The following is an 11,723-nucleotide window of genomic DNA, read 5'->3' as shown; positions in this document are numbered from 1 at the left end:
GAGTAATGGTAAGAGATATAAAAGATTTTTCATCCAATATAACAAAATATGAAACGAGTGATCAGATGGAGAGTAAAATAATTTTTTGCCAAACGGAAGATACGAATATGCTGCCGCTGTATGCTACAACCATTGGATTTTGGGAGCATCAGGCAGAAACCTTACGTCCTACCGGATTTCCGGATTACCAAATACATCAGATTCACGAAGGCAAAGGCGAACTTGTCATTCAGGAGAAACGATATATTGTGGGTTCAGGGGATGTATTCTTTTTGTTCCCGAATATTACGCATTCGTATGCGCCAATCAGTAGTAAGTGGAAGCTGTCATGGATTTCATTTAATGGTAGAGAGGCCGGTCAAATGCTGCTGTACGCAGGAATCCGCGAATCAGGCCCTGCAAGGTTGAAGGAGGATAAGTGGCTAAATCCTTTAAAAGAAATGCTCAACTTGTCAGATAGTAATGAACTGGAAACGAATCTGGAACGATCCAAACAACTATACGCGCTGCTACTGGATTTAAAAAGCAACCTAGTTTCTCCTCTAAACGAGGCTCTTGAATTGGAGCGAATTAAACCGGTGTTGCGACATATAGAAAGGAATCTTCATAGGACCCTCCCATTAAAGGAACTTGCGGAGGTTATTGCAGTGTCGCCACAGTATTTATGCAGGCTTTTTCAAAAAACAATTCATGATCGACCTGTAACCTATATCAACAAGCAACGTATTAACTTGAGTAAACAGCTAATGTTCAATGAACGAGATAAAAAAATGTATGAAATTGCTCAGTTAGTGGGCTTCGAAAATGCCAGCTACTTTTGTCTAGTGTTTAAGCGGTTGACTGGAATGAGTCCAGAGCAATTTAAACAGCTGCATGGTTTGGACTAGAGTAATAGAATGCCTCTAAGCCCTATGATAAACGCTTACTTGTTAGCGTCTAGCACTCCATGATATAGTTTAATTGAGTTCATATATTGTATTTTTCACGAATTCGCTCATTTTTTTGCAATATGTGTATGTCCAATCTAATTCAATACATAGAACCAAATTTACGATCAGATATCTAGCAAAGCATCAGGAAGGAGTCATCAATTTGAATGAGAAGTTAAAAGAGGCATACGAACGTTTGGACTTGCCTGTAGACATTACCCGGGAGGAACTGAATAAAAAGTTTGATTTGCACTTGAAACGCCGTAAATCAAATTCCTCAGAAACTGAGGCTGCAGCCTATGAAGAAGAATTTCTGGCTTACAAAACGATCTTAGACGGCATAGATCAGCAGGAAATTCAGGAGGCAGAGGACAAGCGGCTAGAGAAATGGGGAGCATTTTCCGGCATAGCGCGTAAATCGGAGAATTTTTTTAGGCTATACAAAGTCCATACATTTGTATCTATCGTTGTGCTGTTAGTGCTAATCTTTGGAGGTAACGCTCTTTATAATCAATATCAAGCCAAAAAATATGAAGCTTCACTCCCGCCAGTGGATGTAACTATCATGTTCCTAGGAAACTATGAATCTCAAGATCCATCAGGTAAGGATGAAGAGCTTAAACAAGAGATCGTCAATCGTTATCCAGCTTGGAAGCGGGTAAAGACGGAAGTCGTATACCTTCCCTCAACAGGTGGAGAAGGTGGAGGCGCGTTAGACATGACTTATATCCAGCGCGCGATGGCGATGCTGGCGGCGGATCGTCCGAATATTCTTATTTTGGATGATGCTACTTTTGATTGGATCGGACAACAGCAGGGACTTAAGAATCTAGAGCCGTTTGTTAAATCAGCGGGACTTCCTCTAGATGATATTCGTTTGAAACGTATAAAAAATACGGAGAACGGTGAAGAATGGATCACAGGCGTAGATATCACAGATACGAAATTTGCTACAGACCTTCCAATTCATTCACGGAAGATGATCATTGGGGTGTTTGGAGAAGATGAAGATAAGAACAAATCAACTGATTTTGTTGAGTTCTTAGTAGGGCAAATGACTGCTAAATAAATGAGTAGGTATAAATGGACCTGTGTTATAAAGGCCGATGTTGTATGGATTCTCATACGATATCGGCTTTTTTGTTGTACATTCAAAGCATCTGAATTGACGAATGTGAAGTGAACTCACTATAATTATTTATATAGATATGAACTAAGTAATATAATTATAAACTAAACTGATTTTTACAAGGGAGTGATGAAAGAATGAAGACAGAAGGAACTCTGACAATACATACACAGAAGCATGGTGCAGCATTAGGTGATTTATTTGGAATCTTCTTTGAGGATTTAAATCATGCGGCAGATGGTGGACTTTATGCTGAGCTAGTTCAGAATCGATCCTTTGAATTTGATCCGATCGATCGGGCCGATTATCATGCGTTAATGGCTTGGGAGCCTGTAGAACGTGGAGATGGGAAAACTGTAATCACCGTGGAAGATAGCGAGCCCTTGAATGATCGTAATCCACATTATGTAGCCATTGATGTTGTGGCTGAAGGTGACGGCGTTGGGTTAATGAATCTGGGATTCAATAGTGGTATTCCGGTAAAAGAGGGCGAGAATTATAAGTTCTCGGTATATGCTCGTCGGGAGACAAGCTTTGACGTACCCCTTATCATATCCATTGAAAGTACAAATGGTATCATTCATGGTGAAGCGGAAATCGCTGTGAATCACTCCGAATGGACTCGATACGAAGCAGTTATTAAGTCTAAGGCTACAGATACTAGTTCACGTCTTGTAATCGTTACCAAAGGCAGCGGGAGGGTATATCTGGACATGGTTTCTCTGTTTCCGGAGAAGACCTTTATGAACAGACCTGGGGGCATGCGTGAAGATATTTCACTGTTACTCGCCGACTTAAAGCCTAAATTCATGCGGTTTCCGGGAGGTTGTCTGGTACATGACGGTTCCTTAAATCCAGATGACAGAGATTCTATGTACAGATGGAAGAATACAATAGGGGATGTGGCACAAAGGCCGGCAAGGCGGAATAACTGGTCTTACAATCAGACGCTTGGGTTAGGATACTTTGAATATTTTCAGTTCTGTGAGGATATTGGAGCTAAGCCGATTCCCGTTCTTCCGGGCGGCTACGATCCGCATCATAAACGTATGGTGCCGCTGGGTGAATTAATGCCCTGGGTTGAGGATGCACTGGATTTGATCGAATTTGCCAATGGGGACATTTCATCGAAGTGGGGAAGGATACGTGCGAACCTTGGGCACCCGGAACCTTTTGGGTTAGAGTATATCGGCATCGGCAATGAAGAGGTAGGTGCACCCTTTTTCGAGAGATATCCATACTTTCATCAAGCCATTAAAGAGAAATATCCGGATATTAAGGTCATTAATTCGAGCGGTCCATTCTCTGCTGGTAAGGAATATGAGCGGGGCTGGACATCGGCAAAAGAGAATAAGTCTGATCTTGTAGACGAGCATTATTACTGTACACCTGAATGGTTCCTGGCGAATCATCATCGTTATGATGACTTTAAGGGCGACGAACCGAAAGTATTCTTAGGTGAATATGCTTCATGGGGCAATACCTATTATAACGCATTAGTGGAAGCGGCTTTTATGACGGGACTTCAGAACAACGCTCATGCGGTTGGTTTGGCATGTTATGCTCCTATGCTCTGCAATGTGGATTATATCAACTGGAAGCCGGATCTAATCTGGTTTAATAATCATGAAGTGTACGGAACTGCGAACTACTATGTTCAAAAGCTATTCATGAACCATCAGGGAGATCAGCTGCTGGAGATAAAAGCGAACGGCTTCACAGTATCTGAGGAACGCAAAGCTGAAGCGATCACAGGAGCGATTAGCTTGGGTGTGGATGCATCCGCTGCTCGATATTCAGAAATCACACTGGTCAACAATGTTACGGGAGAAGTGAAGACGTATTCTGAGTTGTCAGAAGAAGTATCAAACCTGCCTGATCCTGCTCAGAACGGAACGGCCAAACGAACACTAGAGCTTGGAGAGACGGAGTGGGAGAGCTATACCTTGAATTTTAAGGCTACTAGAACCGCAGGGAATATAGGGTTTGTGTTCTATTTTGGTAAAGTAGATGGTCAGAATCATTTGTATTGGGAACTAGGTGGCTGGCAAAATCAGGATTCCATTGTGGCCTCTATTATTAACGGGAGAAACACTGTACTTACACATTCTATGTTTACAGTTGAAACAGACGTAGAATACAATCTGATGCTAGAAGTATCAGGCAGACATATTCGTACTTATATTAACGGAGAGCTGATCAATGAGACGGAGGACAAACTTCCGGTCATCGAACCGCTGTATTACACAGCAAGTGTGGAGGATTCCACAGGAGATATCATTCTAAAGACAGTGAATGTACAAGAGAACAGCGTTTCTGCTGAAATTATTTTAGAAGAGTTGGCAGAAAAGAATTTGTCCATCGAAGTATATGAACTGTCGGGATACCAGCTTGAGGATGAAAATAACTTCGAGAATAAAGAGTTTGTCTCCCCTAAGCAAACCAATTTTACGACGATGGGCAGCAGTTTTTCTTATGAGTTCCCTAAACAATCCGTAACGATTTTTAGAATAAAATAAAAACTAAAAACGCCCCTCTGAATCCTTAGTGTTAAAAAGGTTCAAAGGGGCGTTTATGTCCGGTTGTATAGCTGTTCACCCATAGACGATCACATTCTAGGATATTCTCGGTCATGATAGGTGCAATATCATTAATAGCTGGCCGACGCAGACCATCTTTACACGGTTCACATGTTTTAGTAATGTAATGAGACAGCAGCCACGACCAGTGTTCTTCTAGTGGGTATACATCTTCGAACTTTAATTTTCTTCTTGCTCTTTTTCATAGCTTGAATATAATCACAGGTAGTAGCTACACTGCATCCATACTTATCTCGCTTATGTTAAATTAATGATTAATATTATTGTTAACTAAGGAATTGATTTGTGAATACATAAAAATACTAATTCAAAGGCATAGGAGACAATAAAATGCACTTAACTACAGATTCAGAATCGCTTCGAGTCTATGAAGCACTTGCAAGTGAAGTCAGGTTAAGGATTATCGAACTACTAGACCGAAAAGAGATGCATATTAAAGAACTGGCTGCCGAGCTCTATATAAGTAGTGCGATGGTTAGCACCCATGTTGCCAAGCTACAAAAAGCAGGCCTGATTAACTCTAAAATGAGACGTGTGGATGGAGGGACATATAAGTATTGCTCACTGTCTACGAACTGCCTGCAGATTAAATTATCAGGATCTCGGGGAATCTGCTAATCAGATATTGTGAATGATACGAAATAGAGAATTAATAAAAATAAAAAAAACATATTGTAATGAAAACGTTTTTATGATAATTTAAATTTATAAAAACGTTTTTATTTGTAAAGGAAGATTGAATCGTTATGGAAAAGGTAACTATCAAAGACGTTGCTAGAGAGGCTGGAGTGTCCATTTCTACAGTTTCCAACGCACTAAATGACGTTGATGTATTAAATCCGGAGACCAAATCACATGTGCTTAAGGTTGCGAAGCAATTAAATTATGTTCCAAACCTAAATGGCAAGCTCCTAAGGAACGGAAAAACTAAAATGCTAGGTTTTTTCACGACAAGTGTAGCGGGCCCGTACTTCTATAAGCTGGTGGAGTCCATGTCTCGTGAATGTGATCGGTTAGGTTATGGATTAAATGTATTTGTTACAAAGGATAAACAAGTAATTATGAGCAATATTCTAGGTCGACGTGTGGATGGTGTCATTATCTATGAAGAGCTGAGAATAGATGAAGAAGAAATTGCCGCAATGGTAAAAGACAAGATCAAGGCTGTGTTTCTGGATCGACCACTTAAGAATGAAACGATGGGAAGCGTAATCTTTAATTCGTTTGAATCTGCTTACGAAGCAACTAAATATTTAATCAGTCTGGGACACAAGAAAATTGCTTACATATCTGGTGTAGATGAGATGTATGACAGTGTTCAGCGGAAAGAAGGATACTTGGCCGCTTTGCGTCAATATCAGCTTCCTACGAACGAAGAGTATATTATCCAAGGATATTTTGAGGAAGAGAGCACCTATAACGCTATAAAGTCTCTAGTTCATTTAAGTCCTGAAAAAATGCCTGATGCTTTTTTAGCGGGGAATGATTTGAGTGCCATTGGATGTATTCAAGCTTTGAAATCGAATGGATATGAAGTCCCGTTGGATATAAGCGTTATGGGGTTTGACGATATTGATATCGCGCAGTATTTCTCACCGCCATTAACGACGGTAAGAAATCAAATTGCCAGACAAGGTATTCTATCCATAAATCACCTGGTTCGCATGATTCAGAAGAAGGAACAGGGCGAAATGATGAAATTGCCAGGTGAACTAATTGTACGTGGTTCTACTCAAGTGAAGATTGATCGGTACTAACGCTTTCAAGAAGGGCAACAAGATAGTATCCGATCATTTTTTAAATATAAGAAAGTATATCGTCCTGATAAGGACACTGAAGGCGTTTATGCTTGATAATTTTATTGCTTTTAGGAGGTTTTTTTTAAAAAGAAATAAAAACGTTTTTATTGTTATGGGGATCATGATTTGGAGGGGAGAAGAAAAACGTGGATAAATTAGCCGTAGTGCCAGTGAACGGGAAGAATCCAATGAACAGTAAGAAACCTATGGGACAGAGGGTCAAAGAATTTGTGATTGATTATAAGAGGCAATGGGAGATTCAGTCCATGGTCATCCCGGGAATCATTTTTATGATTATCTTTTGTTTCATTCCTATTTACGGATTAACGATTGCTTTTAAGAGCTACACCGTAATAGACACGCTCGATTCTGCACCATGGGTGGGGCTTGATAATTTCAGAATTATTTTATCAGACAAATATTTTTGGGATGCTGTAGTCAATACCTTGGGGATCAGCTTTCTGAAATTAGCTATAGGTTTTGTTATTCCAATTATTCTATCCGTCATGATTTATGAATTAAGCGGTGGACGCTTTAAGAAAATAGTACAAACAATCTCTTATTTACCACACTTTTTGTCCTGGATCGTTCTGGGCGGGATGTTGATTGCTTGGTTCTCTTCCTCCGGTATGTTTAACGAAATCCTGCTCAATTTGGGAATCATTTCGAAACCGGTAAATATCTTGCTTGATGCGAACAAGTATTGGTGGATTGCAACGTTATCGGATATTTGGAAAGAGGCAGGTTGGGGAACAATTTTATACTTAGCCATCATGTCCAAAATTGATCCTACTTATTATGAAGCTGCCAAAATAGATGGGGCAAGTCGTATGAGACAAATTTGGAATATTACCCTACCTAATATGAAGCCAATTATCAGTTTAAATCTGATTCTGACTGTAAGCGGTTTATTAGGATCCAATCTGGATCAAACATTGGTCTTGATGAATTCTCAGAACCGTGCCAAAGCAGAGGTAATCAATTCTTATGTGTATCGTATGGGTATGACGCAAGGTGACTTCTCTTATGCTACTGCTGTTGGTTTAGGTGTCTCCATTGTTTCTGTGATCCTACTGATTAGTGCCAACAAAGTGTCCAGCAAATTAAATGATAATCAATCAGTTCTGTAGAAGGAGGCATTTTTGTGAATCGTACGGTAGCTAAAGAAGATCTCGACAGTCGAATCTTTAACACTATAAATATTATTTTACTCTGTATCTGTACTGTAATTATCGTTGTTCCTTTATGGAATGTGGTCATATCCTCCTTAAGCTCAGGTAAAGCGCTCGCGGAAGGTGGATTTATATTCTGGTCTACTGATTTCTCCTTAGAGAATTACCGCGCAGTATTTAATGACGAGACGATAGGATTAGCCTTTCTAGTCTCCATTGCCAAAACGTTCATCGGTGTCATTACCCACGTATTCTTTTGCGCGATGATCGGTTATGGCTTGAGTAAAAAATACATACGTGGCCGCAAGCTATACGTTGCCATGGGTGTAATCACCATGTTCTTCTCAGGTGGTATGATTCCAACGTATTTATTGATTAAATCACTCGGTCTATTGAACAGCTTTTGGGTTTATATTATCCCAGCCTTGTTCAGTTATTATGACGTAGTTATTCTAATGAACTTCTTTAGAAACGTACCGGATTCACTTGAAGAGTCGGCCAAAATCGATGGTGCAGGTGACTGGCGTATATTCCTGAAGATTTTTATCCCTCTTTCCATGCCGGCTATGGCTACGATCGCGTTATTTAACGGGGTTGGGCAGTGGAATGACTTTATGACTACCAAATTATACATTACCGATCAAGCACTGTATCCGCTGCAGATGAAGCTCTATGAAATTATCGTTCAGTCGCAAACGCAATCCATGCAAAATGTCGGCGGATCTGCGATTATCGAAACTACTACTAAAGGGGTTCAACTAGCAACAATTGTCATTACAACTTTGCCGATTGTTGTGATGTATCCAATATTACAGAGGTACTTTATTTCAGGAATGATGATGGGGGCGGTGAAAGAATAGAAAGATTGGAGGGATTTTATAACAAACACTTATGTACGAAATGATCCATCGGAAGTGTAGCTTGTACTATCAGATCTACACTTCCGTTACTACCAAAACTTTTTTAGGGGGAAACAAGGGATGAACAAAGCATTTGGGAAAAAAGGACTCAAACTTTGTACTGCGCTTATGGCTGTTGTATTGGTATTTACGGGTTGTGGATCGAAGGGTAGTTCTGATAACTCCAGCAAAGAATTAAGCTCCATTGAAGGGCGATATACAATTGACCCAGAAACACCAGCTTGGAAGCTTGATAAAAAAGAAGAAACTACGGATCTCACTTGGTATGTAAATGCGGATTGGTGGAACACAGACTTTGGTAAGGACCTCGTTACTAAAAAGATTAAAGAGGACCTGAACATCAATATTAAATTCATTACTGGGGACGACACGAAGTTAAATACTATTTTTGCCGGTGGCGAAATGCCGGATATGTTGACTATCTTTGATTCGAACTCACCAGTGGTACAAAAAGCCGCAACTTGGGCATTGCCTTTGAATGACCTGGCAGATAAATATGATCCTTATTTCAATAAAGTAGCAGCAAAAGATACGATGAACTGGTTCCAATTAGCAGACGGTAAGACTTATGGCTATCCTAACTATTCTAATACGCAAAACGATTTTGACAGCGGTAACATTCCTGCTAAAACGGCATTCGTCATCCGTAAGGATGTTTATGAAGCGATTGGAAAACCAACTATTGGAACTCCTGAAGAATTCAAGAGTGTTATGCAGCAAATCAAAAAGCAATTCCCGGCAATGATTCCTTTTGGTTTTAACTCTATTGGCACAGGCACTGGTTCTTTGGGAGATGTTCTTCAGGATTTCATCGGCGTACCGATGGAAACCGAAAATGGTGAATTCTACAACCGTAACCTAGATGAGGATTATCTGACTTGGTTGAAAACATTAAATGAAGTCTACAGAAATGGTGACATCAGCGATGACAGCTTTGCAGATGACGGGACGGCTTTTGAAGAAAAATTGAAATCCGGTAAATATGCAACGCTGATGCTCGATGGAACACCTCAACAAAGTGGTAACCTGCAAATCTTCATGACAGAAAATCCAGACAAAGAATATATCGCTATTGATGGACCGCAAAGCACAGTTGGACATGAGCCAACGTTGAATCAGTCAGGAATTACAGGCTGGATGATTACCTATGTCACTAAAAAGGCTAAGGACCCTGCCAAAGCGATTCAGATCTACACTTATCTATTGAGTGAAGAAGGACAAAAGCTTATGAACTATGGTATTGAAGGGGAGACCTATAAGGTTAACGAAGATGGTAAAATTGAATTTTTACCTGAAATCAAAGATCTTCAATTGAATAATGCTGATAAATTTAAAAAGGATTACCGGATGGGCGAATTTATGTTCTTTGGACATGACCGCGATAAAGCTCTAAGTAATGACGCATTCGCAGATTCTATTAAACAAATGCAAGAGTGGGGTAAAGGTAAGCTGAAACCACACTTTATTCTTGAAAATATCAACCCGGCTCAAGGAACGCCTGAAGCTCGTAGTCTATCTGCAATCGATACAAATTGGAACACTACGCTTGTGAGTATGATTCGTGCTAAGGATGAAGCAACATTTGATAGCACCTTGGCTGCTTACAAATCATTCTTGAAGGATAACAACTGGGATAAGATCGCAGAAATTCGCACTGAAAAAATGAAGAACAACAAAGAAAAATTAGGTCTTAAATAAGTAAAAGGCTGGATGGGGCCCCTTTACCGGGGCCTTATCATACAGAAACATAGCAAAATATATAGAAAAGTGGAGGGAAACAACATGACAAAACTTAAAATTTATCAATCTACAGGGGAAAACGAATTGTTCGTAGAGCAAACGCTAGAACAATTGACTCCAATGGCTTCAGATGAGCCGGTCACTACTGTAAACCTCGATGAGAATCAAACCTTTCAGGAAATGGATGGCTTTGGGGCATCCTTTACGGATTCATCCGCCTACTTGATTAACCAAGTCCTGAATCATGAACAGAAAAAAGAAGTCATGAGCAAGCTTTTTGATTCCCAAGATGGAATTGGCTTGTCCGTATTAAGAAATCCAATGGGAGCATCGGATTATGCTAGAGATATTTATAGCTATGACGATATGCCTGCTCAGGAAACCGATACAGAATTAACTCATTTCTCCATCGCACATGATGAAGCTGATATTATCCCTTTGTTACAACAAGCACTGGAACTTAACCCTGAGATCAAGCTGATGGCTTCGCCTTGGAGTGCACCAGGCTGGATGAAGACTAGCGGATCGATGATCGCCGGTGAACTTAAACAAGAATATTACCAGGCTTATGCCGATTATTTTGTACGATACATTCAAGCATTTGAAAAGCATGGTCTGCCAACTTATGCGGTAACCCCGCAGAACGAGCCTCTTTTTGAACCAAAGCACTATCCTAGTATGTTAATGTTGCCAGAGGCGCAAAGAGATTTCATTAAAAATTATTTGAAGCCTAGCTTCGTGAAAAACAACATCCATACAAAAGTTCTCTGCTATGATCACAACTGGGATCGTCCGGATTATCCACTCACGGTGCTCGATTATGCGAAAGATGAAGTGGACGGTGTTGCCTGGCACTGGTATGGCGGGAATGCGTCAGCACAATCAGAGGTGCTGAGAGCTTTCGCGGATAAAGAAGTGCATTTCACAGAAGGTTCTGGTGGAGAATGGATTCCTCCGTTTGAACAAGCCTTCTCGAATGTCATGAGAACAGGGATTGATATTCTTAGAAACCATAGTAAATCCTTTGTCTTGTGGAATATGGCCTTAGATGAGAAGAACGGTCCAACTGTACCGGGCTTTGGTAAAAGTACTTGTCGCGGTATTGTGACGGTCAACCAAGAGACTAAGGAACTTACGTATACACTGGACTACTATGCACTGGCACACTTCAGCAAATTCATTCGCCCTAAGGCTGTACGTATTGACGCTTCCACTAATCAAGAAGTGATTCGTTCCGTAGCTTTTAAGAATACAGACCACTCTATTGCGGTTGTTCTGTTCAACGATAGTGAAAAGGCTGAGAATGTAGCTGTGAAATTGCAGGGTAAGGATGATTTATCGTTCCGTTTAGGCTCTAAAAGTGCTTTATCTATTTTAATTAAATAATATGTGTATGAAGTGCTCGAATTTAGATTCGAGTACTTTTTTTGCCGA

9 protein-coding genes and 1 pseudogene are annotated in these 11,723 nt (G+C 40.3%); 9 read left to right on the top strand and 1 reads right to left on the bottom strand.

The window, feature by feature from the left end; all coding sequences use genetic code 11:
* Window positions 1–5: 5 nt before the first annotated feature.
* From ACFWMP_RS03735 to ACFWMP_RS03725, 3 genes are all read left to right on the top strand, one after another.
* A complete protein-coding gene (locus tag ACFWMP_RS03735; RefSeq protein ID WP_379422024.1) occupies window positions 6–887 on the top strand; it encodes an AraC family transcriptional regulator in 882 nt (293 codons plus the stop codon).
* Between the two features lie 205 nt (window positions 888–1,092).
* Window positions 1,093–1,998 (top strand): hypothetical protein, encoded by a 906-nt coding sequence (locus tag ACFWMP_RS03730; RefSeq protein ID WP_379422022.1) that lies wholly within the window; start codon window positions 1,093–1,095, stop codon window positions 1,996–1,998.
* Between the two features lie 197 nt (window positions 1,999–2,195).
* Window positions 2,196–4,577, top strand: coding sequence for an alpha-L-arabinofuranosidase C-terminal domain-containing protein (locus ACFWMP_RS03725; protein WP_379422020.1), 2,382 nt, complete (start codon window positions 2,196–2,198; stop codon window positions 4,575–4,577).
* Window positions 4,578–4,683: 106 nt separating this feature from the next.
* Here ACFWMP_RS03725 and ACFWMP_RS03720 read toward each other — a convergent pair.
* Window positions 4,684–4,778: pseudogene (locus ACFWMP_RS03720) on the bottom strand (alpha-L-arabinofuranosidase C-terminal domain-containing protein); the annotation flags it as partial.
* 210 nt (window positions 4,779–4,988) lie between these two features.
* On the opposite strand from ACFWMP_RS03720, the gene ACFWMP_RS03715 reads away from it, so the two are divergent.
* The 6 genes from ACFWMP_RS03715 to ACFWMP_RS03690 all read left to right on the top strand — a co-directional run bounded on the left by ACFWMP_RS03715 (window position 4,989) and on the right by ACFWMP_RS03690 (window position 11,675).
* Window positions 4,989–5,276 carry an ArsR/SmtB family transcription factor gene (locus tag ACFWMP_RS03715; RefSeq protein ID WP_042187043.1) on the top strand — a complete coding sequence of 96 codons (288 nt, stop codon included), beginning with the start codon at window positions 4,989–4,991 and terminating at the stop codon, window positions 5,274–5,276.
* Window positions 5,277–5,404: 128 nt separating this feature from the next.
* On the top strand, window positions 5,405–6,415 hold the full coding sequence (locus tag ACFWMP_RS03710; RefSeq protein WP_042187045.1) for a LacI family DNA-binding transcriptional regulator: 1,011 nt from the start codon (window positions 5,405–5,407) through the stop codon (window positions 6,413–6,415).
* Between the two features lie 230 nt (window positions 6,416–6,645).
* Window positions 6,646–7,587 carry an ABC transporter permease gene (locus ACFWMP_RS03705; protein WP_042193674.1) on the top strand — a complete coding sequence of 314 codons (942 nt, stop codon included), beginning with the start codon at window positions 6,646–6,648 and terminating at the stop codon, window positions 7,585–7,587.
* A 14-nt stretch (window positions 7,588–7,601) separates the two neighbouring features.
* On the top strand, window positions 7,602–8,489 hold the full coding sequence (locus tag ACFWMP_RS03700) for a carbohydrate ABC transporter permease (RefSeq protein ID WP_042187049.1): 888 nt from the start codon (window positions 7,602–7,604) through the stop codon (window positions 8,487–8,489).
* A 120-nt stretch (window positions 8,490–8,609) separates the two neighbouring features.
* A complete protein-coding gene (locus tag ACFWMP_RS03695; protein WP_379422017.1) occupies window positions 8,610–10,247 on the top strand; it encodes a type 2 periplasmic-binding domain-containing protein in 1,638 nt (545 codons plus the stop codon).
* Between the two features lie 84 nt (window positions 10,248–10,331).
* The gene (locus tag ACFWMP_RS03690) at window positions 10,332–11,675 is read left to right on the top strand and encodes a glycoside hydrolase family 30 protein (RefSeq protein WP_379422015.1); all 1,344 of its coding nucleotides are present in this window, start codon (window positions 10,332–10,334) and stop codon (window positions 11,673–11,675) included.
* Window positions 11,676–11,723: the final 48 nt, after the last annotated feature.

It is taken from the genome of Paenibacillus sp. NPDC058367 (assembly GCF_042723305.1).
In the GTDB taxonomy this organism is placed as follows: Bacteria; Bacillota; Bacilli; order Paenibacillales; family Paenibacillaceae; genus Paenibacillus_AQ.
The sequence above is the reverse complement of the archived record's forward strand: the minus strand, read 5'-3'. Positions and strand labels throughout refer to the sequence as shown.

What these genes read in the sequence shown, in the direction of transcription:
- ACFWMP_RS03705 (WP_042193674.1), top strand. Translation starts at nt 6,646, where the DNA reads ATGAACAGTAAGAAACCTATGGGACAGAGGGTCAAAGAATTTGTGATT.
- ACFWMP_RS03695 (WP_379422017.1), top strand. Translation starts at nt 8,610, where the DNA reads ATGAACAAAGCATTTGGGAAAAAAGGACTCAAACTTTGTACTGCGCTT.
- ACFWMP_RS03735 (WP_379422024.1), top strand. Translation starts at nt 6, where the DNA reads ATGGTAAGAGATATAAAAGATTTTTCATCCAATATAACAAAATATGAA.
- ACFWMP_RS03710 (WP_042187045.1), top strand. Translation starts at nt 5,405, where the DNA reads ATGGAAAAGGTAACTATCAAAGACGTTGCTAGAGAGGCTGGAGTGTCC.
- ACFWMP_RS03725 (WP_379422020.1), top strand. Translation starts at nt 2,196, where the DNA reads ATGAAGACAGAAGGAACTCTGACAATACATACACAGAAGCATGGTGCA.
- ACFWMP_RS03715 (WP_042187043.1), top strand. Translation starts at nt 4,989, where the DNA reads ATGCACTTAACTACAGATTCAGAATCGCTTCGAGTCTATGAAGCACTT.
- ACFWMP_RS03690 (WP_379422015.1), top strand. Translation starts at nt 10,332, where the DNA reads ATGACAAAACTTAAAATTTATCAATCTACAGGGGAAAACGAATTGTTC.